Origin of the sequence: Collinsella aerofaciens (assembly GCF_020709435.1) — a bacterium.
Taxonomy (GTDB): domain Bacteria; phylum Actinomycetota; class Coriobacteriia; order Coriobacteriales; family Coriobacteriaceae; genus Collinsella; species Collinsella aerofaciens_AU.
Map to the genome: position 1 here is coordinate 1 of NZ_JAJFDP010000007.1, position 23,065 is coordinate 23,065.

Annotated in this window: 19 protein-coding genes; 2 read left to right on the forward strand and 17 right to left on the reverse strand. The window is 59.1% G+C overall.

Going from position 1 to position 23,065, the window contains the following annotated elements:
* Positions 1-55 precede the first annotated feature (55 nt).
* The gene (locus tag LK493_RS05615) at positions 56-505 is read right to left on the reverse strand and encodes a LysM peptidoglycan-binding domain-containing protein (protein ID WP_227790406.1); all 450 of its coding nucleotides are present in this window, start codon (positions 503-505) and stop codon (positions 56-58) included.
* 163 nt (positions 506-668) lie between these two features.
* On the opposite strand from LK493_RS05615, the gene lexA reads away from it, so the two are divergent.
* A complete protein-coding gene (gene lexA / locus LK493_RS05620) occupies positions 669-1,313 on the forward strand; it encodes a transcriptional repressor LexA (RefSeq protein ID WP_040359862.1) in 645 nt (214 codons plus the stop codon).
* Positions 1,313-2,017, forward strand: coding sequence for a heparan-alpha-glucosaminide N-acetyltransferase (locus LK493_RS05625; RefSeq protein ID WP_227790407.1), 705 nt, complete (start codon positions 1,313-1,315; stop codon positions 2,015-2,017). Before lexA ends, LK493_RS05625 begins: the two co-directional genes overlap by 1 nt.
* Here LK493_RS05625 and hflX read toward each other — a convergent pair.
* From hflX to LK493_RS05705, 16 genes are all read right to left on the reverse strand, one after another.
* Complete coding sequence (gene hflX / locus LK493_RS05630; protein ID WP_227790408.1) at positions 2,002-3,291, reverse strand: GTPase HflX; 1,290 nt, start codon at positions 3,289-3,291, stop codon at positions 2,002-2,004. The two genes, LK493_RS05625 and hflX, sit on opposite strands and share 16 nt — an antisense overlap.
* On the reverse strand, positions 3,291-4,229 hold the full coding sequence (miaA, locus tag LK493_RS05635; protein ID WP_227790409.1) for a tRNA (adenosine(37)-N6)-dimethylallyltransferase MiaA: 939 nt from the start codon (positions 4,227-4,229) through the stop codon (positions 3,291-3,293). The genes hflX and miaA overlap by 1 nt, the downstream gene beginning before the upstream one ends.
* Positions 4,229-5,599, reverse strand: coding sequence for a tRNA (N6-isopentenyl adenosine(37)-C2)-methylthiotransferase MiaB (gene miaB / locus LK493_RS05640; protein ID WP_227790410.1), 1,371 nt, complete (start codon positions 5,597-5,599; stop codon positions 4,229-4,231). Before miaB ends, miaA begins: the two co-directional genes overlap by 1 nt.
* Positions 5,600-5,644: 45 nt before the next feature.
* Positions 5,645-5,962 (reverse strand): stage V sporulation protein S, encoded by a 318-nt coding sequence (locus tag LK493_RS05645; protein WP_006235982.1) that lies wholly within the window; start codon positions 5,960-5,962, stop codon positions 5,645-5,647.
* A 74-nt stretch (positions 5,963-6,036) separates the two neighbouring features.
* Positions 6,037-7,122, reverse strand: a complete 1,086-nt coding sequence (locus LK493_RS05650) for an ATP-binding protein (protein WP_227790411.1) — start codon at positions 7,120-7,122, stop codon at positions 6,037-6,039.
* 1 nt (position 7,123) lies between these two features.
* Positions 7,124-8,674 carry a ribonuclease Y gene (gene rny / locus LK493_RS05655; RefSeq protein ID WP_115596193.1) on the reverse strand — a complete coding sequence of 517 codons (1,551 nt, stop codon included), beginning with the start codon at positions 8,672-8,674 and terminating at the stop codon, positions 7,124-7,126.
* Between the two features lie 257 nt (positions 8,675-8,931).
* Complete coding sequence (locus LK493_RS05660) at positions 8,932-9,624, reverse strand: regulatory protein RecX (protein WP_227790412.1); 693 nt, start codon at positions 9,622-9,624, stop codon at positions 8,932-8,934.
* 11 nt (positions 9,625-9,635) lie between these two features.
* On the reverse strand, positions 9,636-10,784 hold the full coding sequence (gene recA, locus LK493_RS05665; protein WP_321573274.1) for a recombinase RecA: 1,149 nt from the start codon (positions 10,782-10,784) through the stop codon (positions 9,636-9,638).
* A gap of 257 nt (positions 10,785-11,041) precedes the next feature.
* Positions 11,042-11,572: a CinA family protein gene (locus tag LK493_RS05670; RefSeq protein ID WP_227790413.1), complete on the reverse strand. Its 531-nt coding sequence runs from the start codon at positions 11,570-11,572 to the stop codon at positions 11,042-11,044.
* A 12-nt stretch (positions 11,573-11,584) separates the two neighbouring features.
* On the reverse strand, positions 11,585-12,133 hold the full coding sequence (gene pgsA / locus LK493_RS05675; protein ID WP_006235973.1) for a CDP-diacylglycerol--glycerol-3-phosphate 3-phosphatidyltransferase: 549 nt from the start codon (positions 12,131-12,133) through the stop codon (positions 11,585-11,587).
* Positions 12,134-12,232: 99 nt separating this feature from the next.
* Positions 12,233-13,582, reverse strand: a complete 1,350-nt coding sequence (rimO, locus tag LK493_RS05680; protein ID WP_022094698.1) for a 30S ribosomal protein S12 methylthiotransferase RimO — start codon at positions 13,580-13,582, stop codon at positions 12,233-12,235.
* 27 nt (positions 13,583-13,609) lie between these two features.
* Positions 13,610-14,107 (reverse strand): YajQ family cyclic di-GMP-binding protein, encoded by a 498-nt coding sequence (locus LK493_RS05685; RefSeq protein WP_161160281.1) that lies wholly within the window; start codon positions 14,105-14,107, stop codon positions 13,610-13,612.
* 26 nt (positions 14,108-14,133) lie between these two features.
* Positions 14,134-15,645, reverse strand: coding sequence for a helix-turn-helix domain-containing protein (locus LK493_RS05690; protein ID WP_227790414.1), 1,512 nt, complete (start codon positions 15,643-15,645; stop codon positions 14,134-14,136).
* Positions 15,645-18,425 carry an FtsK/SpoIIIE family DNA translocase gene (locus LK493_RS05695; RefSeq protein WP_227790415.1) on the reverse strand — a complete coding sequence of 927 codons (2,781 nt, stop codon included), beginning with the start codon at positions 18,423-18,425 and terminating at the stop codon, positions 15,645-15,647. Before LK493_RS05695 ends, LK493_RS05690 begins: the two co-directional genes overlap by 1 nt.
* A 1-nt stretch (position 18,426) precedes the next feature.
* Complete coding sequence (locus LK493_RS05700) at positions 18,427-20,097, reverse strand: ribonuclease J (protein WP_227790416.1); 1,671 nt, start codon at positions 20,095-20,097, stop codon at positions 18,427-18,429.
* A gap of 639 nt (positions 20,098-20,736) precedes the next feature.
* Positions 20,737-23,016, reverse strand: coding sequence for a polyribonucleotide nucleotidyltransferase (locus LK493_RS05705; protein WP_227790417.1), 2,280 nt, complete (start codon positions 23,014-23,016; stop codon positions 20,737-20,739).
* Positions 23,017-23,065 lie beyond the last annotated feature (49 nt).

Sequence of the window (23,065 nt, forward strand, 5' to 3'; positions counted from 1 at the left end):
ACTGCGGGAATGGCCTATTTGCTCAATGTGTTCGGCTGAGATCGGAAATCAACCATTACGAACGAGCAGGAACCTTAAGATGCGCACCGGCGGCGAGCGAACCATGCTCCAGATGATTGACGTTACGGATCATGTCGGAAGTCTCTTGCGTGGAAAGGCCTTCGATTGGATATTCCTCGGCAAGCGACCAAAGAGAATCACCAGGCTGAACGCGAATGGTCTCGTAGGTAACGTTGGAAACGGACTCGGCATACGCGGCGTGACGAGCGCTAAAGACCGACGTAGCGAGGACAAAGAAGAGCGTAAGCGCAACGGCAACGGCGACAATCGTCGGAACCTTCAGGGCAACGCGGGCCGGCACAACTGCAGCCTGCTGATTGCGAGCAGGCTTTACGGTCAAAGGCTGAAAGCCGGAGCGGCCACCCTGAACAACCGTAAAAGTGGGTTCAGCAGGCGTCACGAGCTTAAGGGCGAGGTTTCCCTGGACCATATTCGTTGCGTTCATCATGTTCTCCTCTCGCGTGTTTTGCTGAGAACAGTTTTATCAAGCCGCGCGGACAAAAATATCTGGCGCGAGAACGAATGTTCGGTTATTATTATCTTCGAACAGTTGTTCCTGTCAAGCAAAATTCGAACATTTGTTTGACACGGGTAGAGAGGATGCCCTGATGGCTCGCAAAATTACCAAGCGTCAGCAGCAAATTTACGACTTCATCAAGGAATATCAGCAGGAGAAGGGTTATCCGCCCAGCGTGCGCGAGATGGCTTCTGCCGTGGGCCTTTCCTCCCCCAGCACCGTGCACGCCCATCTATCTGCTCTGGAGGCGCGCGGGCTACTCAAGCGCGATGCCACCAAACCGCGCGCCCTGGAACTCTTTAACGAGGACGGTTCCTCTGTCTCAATTTCTAAATCTGACGAGCCCACCGCACCTCGCGGAACGGTCTCGCTACCGCTCGTTGGTCGCGTCGCGGCTGGGATTCCCATTCTGGCCGAGCAGAATATCGAAGACACTTTTACTATCCCGACCGAAATCGCCACTGATCAGGGTTCCTTTATCCTTGAGGTGCATGGGAGCTCAATGATCAATGTCGGCATCTTCAATGGCGATTACATCATCGTCCGTGAACAAAAGAGTGCCATGAACGGCGAAATTGTCGTGGCCATGATTGATGGTTCAGCGACCGTCAAGACGTTCTACAAGGAGCAGGGACGCGTACGCCTGCAGCCCGAGAATGACACCATGGAGCCTATCTATGCAACGAATCCCGTTATCTTGGGCAAAGTCGTCGGCTTGATGCGCCGGTTCTCGTAATGCAAAAACGCATCACTATCTTTGATACCGTCCGCGGGTTTACGATGATTTCAATGGCAGGTTTTCACGCTTGCTACGATCTCGCCTACCTGTACGGTTGGGATATGCCCTGGTTTACCCAGACCGTCTTTCAAGACATCTGGCGCGCCAGCATCAGCTGGGTATTCTTGTTTATCGCGGGTTGGATGTGCACTCTTTCGCGCAACAATATCAAACGTGCCGCCAAATACGCCTTAGCAGCACTCGTCGTCTGGTTGGCAACAACACTTGTCTCAGTCGACGATTCGGTTAATTTTGGCATCATCTACTGTATGGCCGCATGTACCGGCATCGTAGCGTTGACCAATCCCGTCCTTAAGAAGATTTCGGCGAGATGGGGCGTGTCCCTATGCCTTGTGTTGTTCGCCCTCACCTGGAGCATCCCCAAAACGACCTACCCTGTCCCATACCTGGCGTGGCTAGGATTTCCGAGCCCTGGATTTATCTCAGGTGATTACTACCCCATCATCCCGTTTATCTTTATGTATCTTGCAGGATACTTCGCCGCACACATAGCGAAGGGAATCGATAAGACCGTCCCTAGCTGGGCCTACGCGAATCCCATCCCGGCGCTCGCCAGCCTTGGACGTCATGCACTCCCCTTTTATCTGCTGCATCAGCCCATCATTCTGGGCATTTTGGAGCTCGTCTACTCGGTGCGATAACGCTCGAGCCGCGGCGCGATACGGGCCGGCAGCTTCGCCACAATACGAACGCCGTCCTCAAGATATTCCTCGTGCAAAAGGGTTCCCTGCTCATGCACCAGCGTGATGAGGGCGCCCTCGCGATACGGGATATCAGCAGAAAGCAACACATCGGTAGCAGCCGCCTCACGAGCAATACGGTCGACGAGATCGTCGAGTCCCTCGCCCGTCTGGGCCGAGAACAGCACGGCCTCTGGATAGCGACGACGGAAGCTCAATCGATCAACGCTATCGAGAAGATCGATTTTATTGAATACGGTAAGCGTTAAACGCTCTCCGGCGCCGATCTCATCAAGCACGCGGTCAACAGCCTCCAGCTGCCGTTCATAGTCCTCGTCAGACGCATCTACGACTTTGAGAATTAAATCGGCACCCAACACCTCGGACAGCGTCGATCTAAAGGCATCGACCAAACCATGCGGTAGCTTTTGAATAAAGCCGACGGTATCGGTAATCGTCATGCCGCGACCGCCGGGCAGGCGATACGAACGCGTCGTCGGGTCGAGCGTAGCAAACAGCTTGTCCTGCGAAAGTACCGTAGAGCCGGTCAGGCGATTGAGCAACGTCGATTTACCGGCATTGGTATAACCGGCTAACGCGACGCGAAACGCCGGTGACTCAATGCGGCTCTTGGACTGGACATCGCGACGCTGTTCAACCTGCTTAAGCTCACGACGAAGCGCGGCAATCTTGTTGCGAATCAAGCGACGGTCGACCTCGAGCTGACTTTCACCCTGTCCAAAGCGTGAGCCGATGCCACCGCGCGTCTGCTCCTTGGCAAGATGGCTCCACATGCCGCGCAGGCGAGGTAACAGATATTGAAGCTGTGCCAGCTGTACCTGCAGGCGTCCCTCACGCGTCTGAGCATGCAGGCCAAAGATATCCAGGATCAGTGCTGTACGATCGATAATTTTTACCGGCTCGCCCACGGCCTTCTCCAAATAAGATTGTTGCGAAGGCGTAAGGTCATCGTCAAAAATAACGACATCGGCATCCATGCGATGCACCAGGCCGCACAACTCTTCAACCTTACCGGAACCGATAAACGATTTAGGATATGGCTTTACCAAACGCTGTGACAAACGCGCCACGCACTGGGCACCAGCCGTGTGGGCAAGACGCTCCAGCTCATCGAGCGAGCGATCGAGCGGCCATGCATTGTCGCGCCATTCAACACCAACCAAAATGGCACGCTCGGGCTCGGGTGCCGTGGGAACAAGGGGAAAACGGGCCATTAGACAGCCTCAATACGATGCAGGATATCCTCAACGACCTCATCGATCGTAAATTCATCCATATCAAACCACACGATGCGATCATCGCGTTTAAACCACGAAAGCTGACGTTTGGCATAGCGACGCGAACGCATCTTGATGAGTTCGCGAGCCTCATCCATAGAAATCACGCCATTGAAAGCATCGATGATCTCTTTATAGCCAATTGCCTGCATCGAAGTCAGGGCATCTCCCAGCCCCTGGTCCATAAGACCGCGAACCTCATCAACAAGACCCTGCTCAAACATAAGATCGACGCGCAGGTTAATGCGCTCGTAGAGCACCTCGCGATTACGCGTCAGACCAAACCACAGAGCGTGATAATGCTCGCGCGGAACACTAAACTGCGACTTTTGCTGCGCATAGGAGACGCCATCATCGTGCATTTCGAGCGCGCGAATCACGCGACGAACATTATGGGGGTGGATGACCGCAGCGGACTCGGGGTCACGCTCGGCAAGCAGCGCGTGCAGCGCTTCCTCGCCTATGCGCTCGGCAAGCTCCTGATAGCCCGCACGGCGATCGTCCTCAAGTTCACCCGAGGGAAAGTCCATCTCATCAAGGGCAGCCTTGAGATACAGCCCCGTACCTCCGCAAAAAACAGGCAGGCAACCCGAACCAAGGAGACGTTCAACATGCGCGCGAGCGTCAGCCTGATAAAGCGCCGCAGAGTACGCCACACCCGGCTCTACAATGTCGACGAGACGCAGCGGCGCCGTACACTCATCGGGCGCCATCTTTGCGGTACCGATGTCCATGCCGCGATAGATTTGCATCGCATCGCACGACAGCACTTCGGACGAAAGACGAGCTGCCAAACGGTCGGCAACATCACTCTTACCAACCGCCGTCGGACCGACGATCGCAACGGCGGAAAGTCCTGCCCTGGGAGAAACCATTAGCGCGGCTCGCCCACAACGGAGCCGGACAAATACCAGGTCTTGGCAACGTCAACGTCAACATCAACGATCTTGCCAACAAGCTGATCGATGCTGTAACCCTCGGGGATAGGCGCATGCACGGTCTGATTCTTGGGACTCTTGCCCAGCAGGACCGCGTCGTTCTTTTTACTCGTTCCCTCAATGAGCGCCGGCACCACAGTATGAAGCTCACCCTGGTTATACTCGTGTGCCGTAGTCTCGATAACCTTAACCAGGCGGTTGAAACGCTCGAGAATAACCTCATGCGGCGTAGGATCGTCAATCTCGGCGGCAGGGGTACCGGCGCGCTTGGAATAGATGAAGGTATAGGCCTGAGCATAACGGACCGTCTCGGCAAGTGAGAGCGTCTGCTCAAAGTCTTCTTCAGTCTCGCCCGGGAAGCCAACGATAATGTCGGTCGAGAGCGCGATATCGGGCATGTGGTTGCGAATGCGATCGACCAGGCCCAGATAGTCCTCGCGTGTATAACGGCGATTCATCTCTTTGAGGATCCGTGTCGAACCTGACTGGACGGCCAAGTGCAGCTGCGGCATAACGGCAGGCGTCTCGGCCATGGCGTCGATGGTCTCGGGCAACAGATCCTTGGGATGCGAAGACGTGAAGAAGATGCGCTCCACACCCGTATCGCCCACGGCACGTAGCAGATCGGCAAAACGCGGCTTGCCAAACAGATCGCGACCATATGAGTTAACGTTTTGGCCCAGCAGTGTAATCTCACGCACGCCCTGGCGCACCAAACCGGTCACTTCGTCGACAATTTCCTCGAAGGGGCGGCTCTTTTCGCGACCGCGCACGTACGGCACAATGCAATAGGTGCAGAAATTATTGCAGCCCGTCATGATGGGCACCCAGGCGTGATACTGGGTCTCGCGATGCCACGGCATGCTCATAGCATCCGTATCCTCATGCTCATTGGTGCGGATATGACGCTTGCCATCAAGGAACGCCTCGGCAATGAGCTCGGCCACATGTGCGATGGAATGCGTGCCAAAGATGACATTGACGTTATCGACGTTGGTGAGCAGACCCTCGCCATCGCGCTGTGCGATGCAACCACCAACGGCAACCACGCGCTTGCCCGAAGGCGAAGGCGGCAGGCTTTTGCAGGAATTGCACTGACCGTACAGGCGCGTATCGGCAGCCTCGCGCACACAGCACGTCATGAACACAACGATATCGGCATGCTCGGGATCGAGCGCCATGAGGCAGCCATACGAATCAAGCAGGCCACTCACACGCTCGGAGTCGTGCTGATTCATCTGGCAGCCAAATGTGCGGATAAAATAGGTTTTACCGGCAAGAATATCGCGTACGGAACGCTGGTCCATGTGCATAAGTCCTAACGATGGGGAGCGAAACGTGGCAAGCAGAAGCTATGCCACAGGCTTAACGTCATCCATGACGACGTTATCCATAGCAGCTCGATTGATCTGGTGAACGTAGATAGAAAGGCGGATGGCCGTGCGCGACTCCCCGTTAATGAGGATGTCGGAGAACACAGGCGCGCAGGAAATATCAAAACCGGTTGGAATCAAAAAACCGCGCGCGATAGCAACAGCCTTAATGGCCTGGTTGACAGCACCGGCACCGACACACTGGATGTTGACGGGTACACCATCCTTGACCATGCCGGCGATGGCGCCGGCAACGGACGCGGGCGATGATTTGCTTGATACCTTCAGGCAATCCATGAAGAAACTCCTGCGTTTAAAAGTACGTTTTAACTGCAATAACTGTATCGTACCGAGTGGACTCGGTAAAGGCACTATTCCTCTTTGGCAAGATCGAAGGTCACAGTGATTCGATCACGCGAAACACGAATCTTTGGGTCGCCGCAAAGGTTGAGATAGTACCGGGCGGCAAGGTCATTAAAGTCGCGCTCCACAGCACGCGAAAACTGTGCCATGTCATCCTTGGCAATACGTAGCCCGCGACGATCCTTCGCGAGATCGATAGGAGCCGGCGCATGCGAGGACGAATCACGCTCGCGCAGCAGACGCGCGGTCACACCGCGAACGGGCTTAATCTGCCCTGCCAAAATGCGATGGGCCGTGCGCTCGGACATCTCAAGACCCAAACCCGAACAGATACGGATAAAGTCCTCGGCATCAGAGGCAAGGCCTAAACGGTCGACAACCGGAAGCTCGCTCTCGTCATCAATGAACAGGAGACGCGACGTATCGAGCCGACTTGACGCCTGAGCATAAAGGGTCGCGGCAATCTCAGACGGAGAACCAAGATAGACATCGCAACCACGCAACTCCTCGAGCGCAAACTCACAGGCAGCGCGAATAATATTATGCGGACCGCGAGCACAGACATAACGTCCGTCCTCATCCTTGACGGCCTGGGGCCAGCTGGACTGATCGGCACGCTCGCTGAGGCGGTCGGCCGCAACGCTCACCTTAAAGGCTGAGCCAAGATCGACACCAGACGTGACCACGCGGGCCTCGTCGGTGTTCTGCTTGATCGAAAACAATGCCATGCCACGACCGTGAACGCCCCAACGGTCCATCTTCATGCTCTCGAGCTTTGAGGTAACGCGAGCATCGAAGATTCGCTCTTGCATATCCTGCGGAACACCCGAGCCGTTATCCAGAAAGACAAGCGTGCGGACGCCATCTTCCTTGGTCGTGGCGAGATAGACCTTGTCGGCGCCGGCATCGCGAGCATTACGGAGCATTTCGATGACGATATCCTCGACATGCTGAATGTCGTGCTTTGCCTGGCGCCGCTCGGCCTCCGAAACGCGGAGGCGGACATACCCCTCGCCAAGGTTCTCCTCGACGCGAAGGTTGCCCTCCCCCGACATCGACGCGATAAATGAGATGAGCTCGTTCGCGTCGCTCATATTATTTAGCGATATCGACAGCGCGGCTCTCGCGAATCACGACGACGCGCACCTGACCAGGATACTCCATCTCTTCCTCGATCTGATGGGCGATATCGTGAGCCAGAACCGTGGACTGGGCATCGGAGATCTTGTCCGGCTGAACCATGACGTGGACCTCGCGACCGGCCTGCATGGCATAGGTACGCTCGACGCCGTCATGAGAGTTGGCGATCTCCTCGAGCTTCTCAAGACGCTTGATGTAGTTCTCGGCAGACTCGCGACGGGCACCGGGGCGAGAGGCAGAGACAGCATCGGCGGCCTGCACCAGGACATCGAGCACCGTGTTGGGGTCGACATCGGCATGGTGAGCCTCGATAGCGTGGACGATAACGGGCTTCTCGCCATAACGGCGGGCAAGCTCAGCGCCGATGACGGCATGCGGCCCCTCGACGTCATGGTCGATTGCCTTGCCCAGGTCGTGCAGCAGGCCGGCGCGCTTGGCGGTCACAACGTCCAGGCCAAGCTCGGAAGCCATCACGCCGCACAGGTCAGAGACTTCGAGGGAGTGCTGAAGCACGTTCTGACCAAACGAGGTACGGTAGCGCAGGGCACCAAGGGTCTTGACGATCTCGGGGTGCAGGTCGTGAATGCCGGTATCGAATGCAGCTTGCTCGCCAGCCTCGCGCACGCGCTGCTGAACCAGGTCGGCAGCCTTGTGATACATCTCCTCGATGCGGGCGGGGTGAATGCGGCCGTCGGCGATGAGGTTCTCGAGGGCGACACGGGCGGTCTCACGACGGACCGGATCGAAGCTCGAAAGAACGACGGTCTCGGGCGTGTCGTCGATCACGAGGTTGACGCCGGAAACCTGCTCGAAGGTCCGGATGTTGCGACCCTCGCGACCGATGATACGGCCCTTGAGGTCATCAGAGGGAATGTGCACGGAGGTAACGGTGACCTCGGCAGTGTGGTCGGCAGCGCAGCGCTGAATCGCCAGGGAAAGAATCTCCTGGGCGGTCTTGTGGCACTCGGCGCGAACCTGCTGCTCGGACTCGCGAATAATCGTGGCGGCCTCGTGGGTGACCTCGCCGCGAACCTTATCGAGGAGCTCCTTGTGGGCATCCTCACGGGTAAGGTCGGCGATACGCTCGAGCTCGGAGGTCTGCTTTGCGCAGAGTTCCTCGAGCTCACGGGAGCGCTTCTCGACCTGACCGGCCTGACTGGACAGCTGATGCTCGCGCTTGTCGAGAGCGTCGTTGCGGCGATCGAGGGATTCCTCGCGCTGCATCACGCGGTTCTCGAGCGTACGAATCTCGCTCTTACGCTGCTTGTCCTCGGCCTCGGCGGCCTGCTTGTTCTTGATGATCTCCTCTTTAGCCTCGAGCAGAGCCTCTTTTTTGAGGGTCTCGGCCTGACGCTTTGCATCACCGATCAGGGACTCAGCCTGTGCGTGTGCCGACTGGATCTTTTCGTCGGCCTCGTGAAGACTACCCTGCTTGGCGGTGCGCATGTAGGCAATGGCGGCGATGGCACCCAAAACGATGCCAACGAGCGCTGCAATGATAGGCATGCTCACTCCTTTTTATGGATTCGTTACACAACAAAGCGAACCGTCCTTATGAACGGCTCGCGACATTTGAGTAATATGGGCGCAGCTTATGCGGGTCGGATACAGATAAACATATAAACAAACTCATCACAGATGAGCACATATCACAAAGCAAATGACAGTGTTTATCGTACGTTGAACCACAACAACTGTCAAATAAATGGCCCCAGTACGGCGGCTAAAACGCGGTGAACGGCGGGGCCACAAAACGCATACGCCTAAAGCGCACATCCCTCGCATTCGGCATCGAGACGTGCCTTAACGGCATCGGCGGCGATGTGATACGAGAAGCCCTTGCCCATCAAAAACCGAACCAGTTTTTCGAATCCGCACGTCTCTGGAACACGCCGCTTGGCGAGCAGGGCTGACGCACGCGCCAAATCGTCTTCGACGGCAAAATAATCCTCGGGATAACCGGGAATGTCATCGAGCACGACATGACGGCGCTTAAGTTCGGTCTCGATTTTGCGCTGACCCCAACCGCGCCGCTTGCGTTCCTCGATAAAGTACGAGCAAAAGCGGTTCTCGTCTAAAAAGTGATACTCGGTGGCGCGCTCGACGGCGAAATCGATCGCGGGCTGGCGGAAGCCGTAGCAAGCCAGCTTGTCACGGACCTCACCCGTCGCATGGTCACGGCGTGATAACATCTCGGTCACCACGGTAAGTGCACATTTACGCTCGATGAGCTGCACAGCCTCACGAAAGTTATCCCAATCACAGGGAAAATCGGGGCGGTTTTTGAGATACAGCCGCGCAACCCGCACGGGAATCCAAATGGACCGTTCAAAACCGCCCTCAAGCTCACAATCGATATGCGCGCAAGGCTTTTTGGACGCATACCCGCTCGAGAACGAGGAAGCCGCCTTCTTATCGGGAAAGACGACCGTAGCCTCGGTCACCGTATACGACATGAGCGTAACCGCTACTCGTCGTCATCATCGAGCATGGCGGAACCATCGATGGCGTAAAGCTCGTCAAACTCCTCAGGCGCAGGCTGATCGGTCAGCTCGACCTCGGACGGAGCATCGTCATCAAACTCAAGCCCGCAGGCAAGGCGGACCTTATGCTCAATCTCGTCAGCGCAATCGGGGTGTTCGCGCAGGAACGCCTTGGCGGCCTCGCGACCGTTGCCGAGCTTGTCCTCGCCATAGGCAAACCAGGAGCCCATCTTCTTGCAGATGCCGCACTCGACAGCCATGTCCAAGATCGAGCCCTCCTTAGAGATGCCCGTACCATACATGATGTCGAACTCAGCAGAACGGAACGGAGCTGCCACCTTGTTCTTAACGACCTTGGCGCGCACGCGGTTACCGATAACCTCGTCCTTAAGCTTAATGCTGTCGATGCGGCGAATGTCGATACGCACCGAAGAGAAGAACTTAAGGGCGCGGCCGCCCGTCGTGGTCTCGGGATTGCCGAACATGACGCCGATCTTCTCACGCAGCTGGTTAATGAAGATGCACGTCGTGTTGGACTTGGACAGCGAGCCGGCGAGCTTGCGGAGCGCCTGGCTCATCAGGCGAGCCTGAAGACCGACCGTAGTGTCGCCGATTTCTCCCTCGATCTCGGCACGCGGGGTCAGCGCGGCGACGGAGTCGACAACGATGGCATCGATGGCTCCGGAACGCACAAGCATGTCAACGATCTCAAGCGCCTGCTCACCCGTATCGGGCTGGGAAATGAGCACCTCGTCGATATCCACGCCGATGCGCGCGGCATACGTGGGATCGAGCGCGTGCTCGGCATCGATAAATGCCACAACGCCACCCATTGCCTGGGCCTCGGCCAGGATCTCGAGCGAAAGCGTCGTCTTACCGGAGGACTCGGGACCGTAGATCTCGACGATTCGGCCGCGCGGCACACCGCCGATACCCAGAGCGACATCGAGTGCCAGAGCGCCCGTAGGGATGGCCTCGACCTCGAGCTCGGGGCCACCGTCGCCGTACCTCATGATGGAACCCTGGCCGAATTTCTTCTCGATCTCGGCCTTGGTGGTGGCGATCATCTCATCGCGCTCTTTACCCGTCGTGCGAGCATGAACGGTACGTACGGGACCTGAATTCTTGGCCATGAATAGCCCTCCTCTTAACAACCTGCATCGATAATAAACGAACGGCTGTTCGTGGTCAACCGTTCAGGCCAATCATATGCAGGCGGTCTTTCCAAAACCCAACCAAACGCCGACCAAACACTGACCAAATGCTTGACCACAAATGACCAAATATGAACAAGACAGGCAAAAATACATCTACAACCAGCACAAACGCCAAATGAGCCTAAGGTCCCTATCTCCACAATTAAGGGGCTCGGAGGCCCCTTAAAACACGTCTATTCCATAGAGTTGAGCACAAGGGCAATGCGCCCCAATGCCTCCGCGACCGCATGGGCACGAACACACGAACGGTCGCCCTCATAGTGGCAGCGCACAGAGTCCACGACCGGCACGCCCCCATCGGCGGAACGATGCGCCCAGCCAATATAGAAAGTGCCCGCCGGATCGTCCTCAGCGCCACCGCCGGGGCCGGCATAACCCGTTGCGCTCACTGCAATATCGCTCTGGTACAGCTCCAGCGAACCCACCGCCATCTCGCGCGCGGTCTGATGCGACACCGCGGTATAGCGGTCGAGCGTCTCCTGCTCAACACCAAGAACACGATGCTTAATCTCATCGCAATAGGTCACCGCACCGCCACGCAGCACCGCCGAGGCGCCCGGGATATCGGCAATCGTCGAGGCGATCATACCCGCCGTCAGCGACTCAGCCGTCGAAACCGTCACGCCCCGAGCGCTCGCGCGCTCGACAATATCACGCGCCAGCTCCTCGTTATGTGCGGAAATCTGCTCAAAAGAGTCCGTCATACCCACCAGGACCTAGACCGAAAAGACGATCTTGCGGCAGTTCCAGAAGTACTGGGCGCCCGAGATAACGGTCAGGACAACGGCAACGGCGTACAGGAAGCGCGACACCGAGTAGATGCCGAGCGTCAGCGCCACTGGGCCAAGGTGCAAGCCGGCCATAGCAAAAACGCACAGGTAACCGCAAATGGAGACCATCGTGGTTGCCGTCTTGTACTTGCCGAGCTTATCGGCCGCAACGACCACACCGGCCGCACTCGCGACCATGCGAAGGGCGCTCACCAGCAGCTCGCGGAACAGGATAATGAACACGGACCACACGGTCACCGCGCCAAAATCCAAGAACAGCAGCAGGGCCGAGAACACGAGCAGCTTATCGGCGATGGGGTCCAAGAATTTACCGAAGTCGGTGATCTCGTTGCGCGAACGCGCCAGATAACCGTCGACCTTATCGGTGCACGACAGGATCACATACAGAATGAAGGCAGCGGCGGCGAGCGGGCCGTCGAAGGTGCTCCAATCCGTACCGGCAACACTCGTGTGAGAAAGCGCCGACACGATCATGAACACCGGGATAAAGACGATGCGAACGCACGTTACGATGTTGGCGGGCGTCCAGACACTCGTCAGTTCCTTATTGCTCTCGTTAGCCACGACGCTCTCCTACTCCACAACATGACCGATAAGCTCATAGCAGAAGCTATCGGTAAACTCGACGGTCAGAATATCGCCCACGGACGCCTCGCTGGCGTCCAGATGCACCGCGCCATCGGAATCGGGCGCCTGGAACCAGGCATGGCCGATCAGCTCGGCGCCATCCTCGGTCTCTTCGATACCGTCGACGATCACCTGGGCGCGCTCGCCCACATGTGCGGCAGTGGCGGCAAAACCGAGCGACTCGGCCAGGTCCATGGCCTCCTGGGCGCGCTCGAGCTTGACCTCTTCGTCGACCTGACCCTCCATCTTAGCGGCCAGGCTGCCCTCCTCCTGCGAGTAGGCAAAGACGCTCGTGTAGTCAAAGCCGACGGTGTCCATAAAGTCGATAAGGTCGCGGAACTCGTCGTCGGTCTCGGTCGGGAAGCCGACCATGGCCGTGGAACGGATCACGATGCCGGGGATACGCTCACGCAGATCGCGGAACAGGTCCTCGAGCTCCTGGCGCGAACCAGAACGGCGCATGGCCTTGAGAATGCGCGCGTCGCAGTGCTGCACGGGGATATCGATATAGGGCAGCACCTCGGGCGTATCGCGAATCGTCTCGATGAGTTCGTCAGTCATGCCCTCGGGCTGCAGATAGAGCACGCGGACCCAGACGTTGTGCGGGCGCACGGCCTCGGCGACGGCACGCAGCAGCTGCGCCAGATTGCGCGGCGAGCCATCGGCGACGTCCTCGTCGGCAAAGTCGGTACCCCAGATGCCCGTGTCCTGGCCGATCAGCACGATCTCGCGCACACCGCCGGCAACCAGGTCGCGCACCTCGGAGATGATGCTCTCGGCATTGCGCGAATGATAGCGGCCGCGGATGTAGGGAATCATGCAGAAGCTGCAGAAGCGGTTGCAGCCATCGGAAATCTTGACGTAGGCGACAGCACCCTCGACGGTACGTTTGACCTGCGGGATATAGGCTGCAATCTCGCGCTCGACACCCAGCACGCCATCGATGACCGCCACGATGCCGTCCTCCTCGTCGGCCTTCACAAAGGCAGCGACCTCGGGCAGCTCGTCAGGTAGGTCATCGCCATAGCGCGACGGCACGCAGCCGCACATGACGATGGGGCAAGAACGAACGCCGTCCTGAACCTCGTTGGCGAGTTCGAGCGTGGTCTCGATGCTCTCGGACGTTGCGGAGGCGAGGAACGAGCAAGTATTGACGATGGCAATATCGGCATCCTGCGGGTCGAATGCCTCCTCGTAGCCCGCGGCGGTCAAAAGAGAACGCATGCGGTCGGTGTCAACCTCGTTCTTAGCGCACCCGAGGGTGATGTAGAGCACGGAGCCCAACGGTGTATCCATGTTGGAGAGCGGTCCTTTCGATTGATATTAGCGGTAGTTGGTGAACTGCAGCGGCTGGCCGTAGTCCTGGTCGCGCAGGAACTGGATCACGGACTGCAACGCGTCCTTCGAAGCAGAGGAAACACGCAGTTTGTCGGCCTCGATGGTCACCTTGACCTTGAGCTTTTGGTCCTTGATGTCCTTGTTGATCTTCTTGGCGGTCGCTTGGTCGATACCCTCGACGATATGGCCGAGCACGCGCACGGTGCCGCCCGATGCCGCCTGCGGAGCATCCCACGAGACGGCCTTGAGGTCGATGCCGCGCTTGATGAGCTTGGAGCTCAGCACGTCGACAATCTGCTTGGAGACAAAGTCGGCCGGGGCGTTGATCGTAAAGAGCTTGTCGCCCTTCGAAAGCTCGATCGTGGCGCCGGAATCCTTAAGGTCATAGCGCTGGGAAATCTCGCGCGTGGTCTGCTGAAAGGCGTTATCGACCTCTTGCATGTTGACCTCGGACACGACGTCGAAGCTGGAATCTTTAGCCATGATGTTTCCTTTCGCGTACGAGCGGCCTAGTAGCTATCGTACGAATTGTCGGTAGAATCGGTGGGTGTCTGACCGTCAGTTGCGGTATCGGCGCCATCCGTGGACTGGGCATCGGTACCGTCGGTGGTATCGGTACCATCGGCGGTGTCGGTACCATCAGAACTTTCACCATTCTCGGAATCAGACGTCTCCTTCTTGGGAACGGTGATCGTCACACGCGCCACGCCCGAGGTCTTGGTATCGTAACGAACCTTTTCACCGTTCTTGGTAACGGTGACATCGGAAGGCTTGGACGTGGTGATCTCGATCGAAGACTCGGGCGTGTACTCCTGCTCAAAGGGGCCAGTCGCCTGGGCGCCATAGACCGACTTGCCGTCAACCTTGACCTCAATCCACGCGGTCTTTCCCTTGGCAACGGAGACTTTGACCTTCGTGACCTCGTTCTCTTCCTTCTTGGCCGTCGTCTTGGTAGCGTCCGAATCAGTCGACTCATCCGTCGCCTCATCGGTGTCATCGTCCTCGTCGACCGTTTCGGTCTTCTTAGAAGACTTCTTGGTCGTCATCTTGGTAGCAGTGGGCGTCTCGGGCGTGTTCTCGGGCGCCGAAGATGCGCAGCCACGCAGAAGCACCACGATGAGCACAATCAACAGCAGCACAACGGCACCGATGCCGGCGTAGACGATACGCGGATCGAGCCCGTTGTTTTGAGGAGTACGTGATCCGCCGCGTCCACGACCGGAACTGCTGCGGCCGCCTCCCTGAGGCATACGACCGCGATTGCTATCGGAACGGCCGCGATAGCCGCCCTGGCCCTGAAGGCTGCGCTGACCCGAGCGGGGCGCAAGCTCACCGCGGCCTTGATAGCCACGCTGGCCCGAACGCGAAGCCGAAGAGCGCTGGCCATACGGCTGTGATTGAGAGCGAAGACGCGGCGTCACCTGCGTGGTATCGGCATCCGCATAGCCACCGCGAGAGCGTCCCATAGAGGCACCACGGTAACCGCGATCGGAATAGCCGCCGTCGCCGTAGCCGGCACGAGGGTCACGCGCCACGCCGCGGGCAGCGGGAAGTGCACGGTCCTCGGGCATCGGCGTACTGCGGAACCGGTCACGCTGTGAGCGAATCTCCTCGCCCGAACCCGTCTCGGTAATATAACCGGCCTGCTGAGGACGCTGTCCATAGCGGGTCGAACGACCGCCCTGAACCATCAGGAAGCGCCCGTTATCGACCGAGGAACGCGAATTGACGTAGCCGGCGGCGTCCTGAAAACGACCGCCCTGCTGGGACGTCTCGCGTTCGTATGCCATCAGGTCGTCAAAGTAGGCATTGACGACCTCGCGCGGATTGAGGCCCAAAAAGCGAGCATAGCTCGAAATCATGCCCTGCGCATAGCCGCGCGGCGGCATCGAGGCAAAGTTACCGGTCTCGAAAAACTCGATGATCTGCGGCCTGATTTTGATGGTGTTGGCGACCTGCTGAATGGAAAGGCCCATTCGGCGACGCTGCTCGAGCAGCATGTCACCAAAGCGTGCAGCCATCAGAATCCTCCAAACTCACGATCTTCACGTGCCATCTCGGCGTCGACAGATTCCAGCGCGGCAAGCCCCTCCTCGTCCAACAGGACCTCGCGCGGCTTGGAACCGTCGGGCGGGCCGACGACACCCTTTTCTTCCAGCATGTCCATAATACGCCCGGCACGCGCATAGCCAACCTTCAGACGACGTTGCAGGCCAGATGTGGAGCCAAGCTGCGATTCCACCACAATATGGGCGGCTTCCCAAATGAGCGGATCATCGTCTTGCGGCTCGGCTACTCCGGTGCGGACAATACCGCCGCCACCCGCCATGGACATGGAAGCGGGCGCCACGGCAGACAGAATCTCCTCGTGGTAGTCGGGCTCGCTCTGCGACTTGACGAACTCGACAATCTCGTTGATCTCATCATCCGAAACAAAGCATCCCTGAATACGGCGAGGCTTGCCCCAGTCGACCTTGGAGAACAGCATGTCGCCCAAACCGGTAAGCTTTTCGGCACCCATCTGGTCGATGATGACGCGCGAGTCGATACCCGTGGCGACGTTAAAGGCGATGCGGTTGGTGATGTTGGCCTTGATAAGGCCCGTCACCACGTTGGAGCTGGGGCGCTGCGTGGCCACGATAAGATGAATACCGGCGGCACGGCCCAGCTGGGCGATACGCACAATCGACGCCTCGACGTCCTTGCCGGCAACCATCATCAGGTCCGAAAGCTCGTCAATAATGATGACCAGGTAGGGCATCTTTTGCGGCGGGTTGTCGTAATGCTCAAACTCGCCGGCGGCCTGCTTTTCGTTGTAGGTCGAGATCTTACGCACGTTAAGGCGCTCGAAGACCTTCAGGCGACGCTCCATCTCGGACACGGCCCATTGCAGAGCGCTCGCGGCCTGCTTGGGTTCGGTAACGACCGGTACATAAAGATGCGGCAGGCCGTTATAGCCCGCAAGCTCGACGCGCTTGGGGTCGACCATGATCAAGCGAACGTCCTCGGGAAGCGCGCGCATGAGCAGGGTCGTGATGATGGAGTTGATCATCACCGACTTACCGGAACCAGTGGTACCGGCGATCAGCAGGTGGGGCATCTTGGCAAGGTCGGCGACGACCGGCGTGCCCTCGGCATCGCGCCCGATTGCGAGCTCGAGCGGACCGCCCTTCACATAGGGCAGCACGTCGCCCAGGTTGACGTTCTGGCGCTTGCGATTGGGGATCTCGATGCCCACGAGCGAGGTGCCGGGGATCGGGGCAAAGATACGCACCGACTGGGCAGCGAGCGAAAGCGCGATATCGTCCTCGAGGCTCGAGATCTTGCTCACGCGCTCGCCCTCGCCAGGTTGCAGCTTAAAGGTCGTCACCGTGGGGCCGGCGATCCAGCCGACCACGCGGGCACTGCGGCCAAACTCAAGCAACGTGGACTGAAGCAACTCGGCAGTCTGTTCCAGCTCCTTGTCAGAAGACGCGGAGGACGCCGACTGCGGGTTGGCATGCAGGATTTCGAGTGGCGGAAGCTTAAGGCCATCCTCTTCTTCGCCCTCGTTATCTGCGGCGCCGCCGTCCGCTCCCCCATCCCTAGCCGCAGCCGATCCGACAGCACTCGAGGCAGGCGCATCGGCAACCTTGGGATGCTTCAAGAAGTCGGGAATCTGAGGTGCTGCCGAGACAGGATTCACGGCAAACGGCGGCTCGGACTCGTCAATCTTATCGGGGTCGTCTTCCATCGAAAGCTGGCCGGTTACCTGTTCGCGCTTGGCATGGCGACTCGGCAGCAAAGTTGTCTTTGCGGTCTCAATCGGCGCCTCGTCGTCCTCGTCATCGCCCTCAGTGAGCTCAATCTCGCTATCGGACCAAGACGGGTCGGGCTCACTCGTATTGAGCTTAGGCGCAGCCTTGCCCTTCTTGGCATGGCGGCGCGGCAGCAGCGTCGTCTTAGCGCGCTCGGCCTCCACGGCATCGGATACGTCGACAAACGGATCCTCGTCCTCGTCGTCATTGTCCAAAACCGGGTCCACATCGTTGCCCATGACCGTGGTCACTGCAGCATCGGAGCCCTTTTGACGAAGAATGCTCAGGTGCGGACGGGCAACGCCGGGCACCGACAGGGCTTCGTCGTCACCCCACGGACTCGCGTTAACATCGGCACGACGGCGCTCGGCAAAATCGGCCGCACGGTCGCGAGCAGAGCGCAGCACGCCGCCAACCGAAAAGCCGATGATGACCAGGCCCACGACGACAAGGCCCAACAGGACTACCATCGCGATAGGCTTACCCAGGGCATTCTGCAGCGCACTCGCAATAAACGCACCGATGTAGCCACCCGAGGCGGACAAATTTTGCGGCGTGAACATAAGGTCACACGAGACACTCGTACCCGGCACCATCAGCGAAAGAATGGAAACGACGGCGATAAAGACCACGGCGCCGCCCGCAACAGAGCGCACGTTGAGCGGCGAGTCCTCGCCTAAAAAGAGTGTGGCGGCAAACAGCAAAATGACGATCGGCAGCACGTAGGCGCCCAGACCAAAGCCCAGGTGGTAGAAACCGGCAACCGCAGCCGTAACGGGTGCGGTCGCCGGCGAAATCACGGCAATGAAGGACGCAATCGCCAAAACGGCGATGACCACGCCGGCGATATCGCGGTTGGCCGAGGGCTCGACCAAGGGCTCAAAATCGTCGAAGTCGGCCTCGTGGCCCTTATTGGCACGCAGATGGGAACCGGCACCCTTAGCAGATGCCGGTTGGTTATTGGCCTTATTGCCTTTGGCGTTTTGTGCAGATCCGCGCGCCAAACTAAACCTCCATGACGACCGGGATGATCATCGGACGGGTGCGCGTACGGCTCCAAATAAAGTTGGAGAGCGAATCGCGCACGGCCTTGCGAATGGCATCGGAGCCGCTGCTCGTAAAGCTAAACTTGCCCTTCTCGATCGTCTTCATAATGGATGCGGAGGCATCCTCGGAGAACTGGTCGTCGATGGCAAACGAGACACCGCGGCCCGAGAACTCGATGGCCTCGATCTTCTTGTGCTTGAGCGAGACGATGGCAACGGCCGTGACCATACCGTCGTTGGCGAGCTTTTGGCGATCGCGCAAGACAATGGGGTCGGTATCGCCGATACGCAGGCCGTCGACGTAGACGACGCCGGACTCGACGGGCGTACCGCGTTTGACGATACCGCCGCGCATCTCGAGCGTGTCGCCGTTATCGAGGATAAAGATATGATCGTCCTTGATGCCCATCTTGCGGGCCAGCTGGGCATGGGCGCGCAGATGCACGGCCTCGCCGTGAACCGGCATAAAGTACGTGGGCTTGGCCATGGCCATCAGGAGCTTGAGCTCCTCCTGGCTACCGTGACCGGAGACGTGGACGAGAGCGCGGTTCTTATCCCACACGTCGCAGCCGAGCTTGGCCAGGCTGTTGACGACCTGCTGGACGGCCTTCTCGTTGCCGGGAACGGGAGTTGCTGAGAGGATGACGGTATCGCCCTCGTGGATGGAGAGCGTCTTGTGCTCGCCATTGGCCATGCGGGACAGGGCCGACAGCGGCTCGCCCTGCGAACCGGTGCACATGACGACGATCTTGTCGTCGGGCAGGTTATCGATATCGAAGGCATCGATGATATCGGCATCGTCGATGTTGAGGTAGCCCAGCTCGCGCGCGACGCGGGTGTTGGTGAGCATGGAGCGACCGGTCACAACGACCTTACGGCCGCACTTACGGGCGGCATCGCAGATCTGCTGCAGGCGATGAATGTGGCTCGAGAACGACGCGACGAACACGCGACCCGGGGCGTTCTTGATGGCGTGCAGCAGATTGGGACCAACCTCGGCCTCGGACTTGGTAAAGCCGGGAACCGTGGCATTGGTGGAGTCGGAAAGCAGCAGGTCGATACCCTGCTTGGCAAAGCGGCTGATAGCGGCATAGTCGGGCGTGACGCCATCGATGGGCGTCTGGTCGAGCTTAAAGTCGCCGGTGTGCATAACGGTGCCCTGATTTGTGCGGATGAACACGCCCAGAGCGCCGGGGATGGAGTGCGTCATCGAGAAGAAGTCGAGCGAGATGCCGCCGAAGTTGACATGGCTGCCGCCCTTGACCTCGCGGAACTTGGGTGCGCGGATGCGGAACTCAGAAAGCTTGCCCTCGATAAAGCCAAGCGTCAGCTTGCTCGAGAAGATGGGCACCTTATTGTTGAGGTCCTGCAGCAGATACGGAAGCGAACCGGTGTGGTCCTCGTGGCCGTGGGTGACGACGATACCGCGGAGCTTTTCCTCGTTCTCCAAAACATAGGTGTAGTCGGGAAGCACCAGGTCGATACCGGGCTGGGAGTCATCCGGGAACATGAGACCGGCGTCGACGAGCACCATGTCGTCGCCGCACTCGAAGACCGTCATGTTCTTGCCGATGCCGTCAAGGCCGCCGAGCGGAATGATCTTCAAAGGAGATGATTTTTTAGCTGCCATAGGTTCGTGTGGTTTCCTTTCTTCGAAACGGGTCTGGAACAACCGACGGGGCGCTTCTGGCAAACCGACCGCCGGGAACGTACAAACATGCATCACAGATTCGACGCAGTAACCATAGTATGATACCCATTTGCACAACAACAGACCACCCATGCATCAAAGCCCCATCTGAACCCGTCTATCCCGTCGGTTTCCCGTGGGGCGGGCACTGATGAAGTTTCCTGCTCTACAGTCCTGCTCACGACGGAGGCCACATTAAGTGGCCTCCTGTTCGTGCGGAACTCGCGATAAACTTCATCAGTGCCCGCCCCACGGGAAACCTGCCAAAACAAGACAGGTTTATTTTGGTCGGTTTTATCTGGAAGATGCTGCTGCGGCTATCTACAGATCTGAAATCTGACTACTGAATAGACCGTCTAACTAAATAGCGAGCGGCATTAACCAGCCCTTTTGCTTACACCCGGGAGGGCCGTATATGAAGTTTATCGCGAGTTCCGCACGCAAAGGAAAGCACTTAATGTGCTTTCCGTCTTGCGCAGGACTGTAGAGCAGGAAACTTCATATGCGGCCCTCCCGGGCGCAAGCAAAAGGGCGACCCCTGTACGGAGTCGCCCTTGTTGAGCTGCTTATGTGTAGCTATTACTCGGCGTCGTGGTGACGGCGGGGCTTGCGGCCTCCGTTGTCGCCGGGACGGCGCGGACGGTCGCTGCGCTCGGAGCGCTCGCGACGCGGACGGTCGCTGCGCTCGGAGCGCTCGCGACGCGGACGCTCACGGCGCTGGAAGTGCTCGCCGTCGCCCTCGGAGGCACCCTCGGCACGAGCCGGGGCCTCGGGCTTATCAAGACGATCGAGCGAGATCTTGCCGCGATCGTCGACCTCGATGACGACGACCTTGACCTCGTCGCCCACGTTGAGGACGTCCTCAACCTTCTCCACGCGACCCTTGGCGACGCGGGAGATGTGCAGCAGGCCGTCCTTACCGGGCAGCAGGTTCACGAAGGCGCCGAAGGGCTGGATGGAGACCACGCGACCGGTGTACTCCTCGCCCGGCTCGGGAACCTTGATGATGAGCTTGATGCGCTCGACGGCCTGATCGACGGACTCGCCGGTACCGCCGACAAAGACGGTGCCGTCCTCCTGGATGTCAACCGAAGCGCCGGTCTCGTCCTGGATGCCGCGGATGACCTTGCCGCCGGAACCGATGACGTCGCGGATCTTATCGGTCGGAACCTGGATGGAGACGATGCGCGGGGCGGTGCTGCGCGTGGTGTGGCGCGGCTCAGGGATCACATCGAGCATCTTCTGCAGGATGAAGGCGCGGCCCTCCTTGGCCTGCTGCAGGGCGCGGGCCAGGATGTCGAAGGTGAGGCCGGTGGCCTTGTTGTCCATCTGCAGGGCGGTGATGCCCTCGGTGGTGCCGGTGACCTTAAAGTCCATGTCGCCCAGGAAGTCCTCGAGACCCTGAATGTCGGACAGGACCACGGTCTTGCCCTCCTCCTGGATCAGGCCCATGGCGATGCCGGAGACCGGGCGCTTAATGGGCACGCCGCCGTCCATAAGGGCGAGCGTGGAGCCGCAGGTCGAAGCCATCGAAGAGGAGCCGTTGGACTCCATGACCTCGGAGACCACGCGGATGGCGTAGGGGAACTCGTTCTCGTCGGGGAGCACCGGGAGCAGAGCGCGCTCGGCCAGGTTGCCGTGACCAATCTCGCGGCGCTTGGGACTGCCCATGCGGCCGGTCTCGCCGGTGCAGAACGGCGGGAAGTTGTAGTGGTGCATATAGCGCTTGCCCTCGGTGGGCTCGATGGTATCCAGACGCTGGCCCTCGTTGAGCATGCCAAGCGAAAGCACGGAGAGCACCTGGGTCTGACCACGCTGGAACAGGCCGGAGCCGTGAACGAGCGGCAGGTAGTTGTCCTTCACCATGATGGGACGGATCTCGTCGGCGGCACGACCGTCGACGCGCTCGCCGGTCTCGACGACCATGGTGCGCATGGCCTTCTTCTCGAGCTTCTTGAGCGCCACGGGGATCTCGCGCTCCCATGCGGCCTGCTCCTCGTCGGAGAACTCGGCGCGGATGGACTCCTTCAGAGCCTCGACCTTGCCGATGCGGGAAAGCTTGTCGGCGTCGCGCAGGGCAGCGGCCATCTCGTCGTAGTGGGCGAAGATGCGCTCCTGGACCTCCTCGACGGGCTGGTCGAGCGGGTACTCCTTCTTGACGATAGCGCCGTTGACCTGCTCCCACTCGGCGACAAACTCGTCTTGGGCCTGGCAGAAGGCAGCGAGGGCCTCCTGACCAAACTTCATAGCGGCGAGCATGTCGTCCTCGGAGATCTCCTCGGCGCCGGCCTCGACCATCGAGATGAAGTCGGCAGAGCCGCCCAGCTCCAGGTCCAGGTCGGAGCTCTCGCGCTCCTCATAGGTGGGGTTGACGATAAACTCGCCGGTCTCCACGTTGCGGCCGATGCGCACGCAGGCAAGCGGGCCCTCGAAGGGCACGCCGCCGAGCGTCATAGCCAAAGAGGCACCCATGACATTGATGACGTCGAAGGGGTTGACCTGGTCGGCGACGAGCGAGGTGGCGACGATATGCACCTCGTTGCGGAAGCCGTCCGGGAAGCTCGGGCGGATCGGGCGGTCGATCATACGAGCCGTGAGCGTGGCCTTCTCGCTGGGACGGCCCTCACGCTTGAGGTAACCACCCGGGATACGGCCGGCAGCGTACATCTTCTCGTTGAAGTCGACAGTCAGCGGGAAGAAATCGTAATTCTTGCGCTCCTTGGAGACGACCACGGTATCGAGCATCGTGGTGTCACCCTGCTTGACCAGACAAGCGCCGGTGGCCTGCTTGGCAAGCTCGCCGGACTCAAAGGTGTAGGTCTTGCCGTACAGCTCAAAGGTCTTGGATACGAGTGTCATTGTTCTCCTTTACCCCACAGGCCCCTTGCCTGCGGGCTTCTCATGTGAC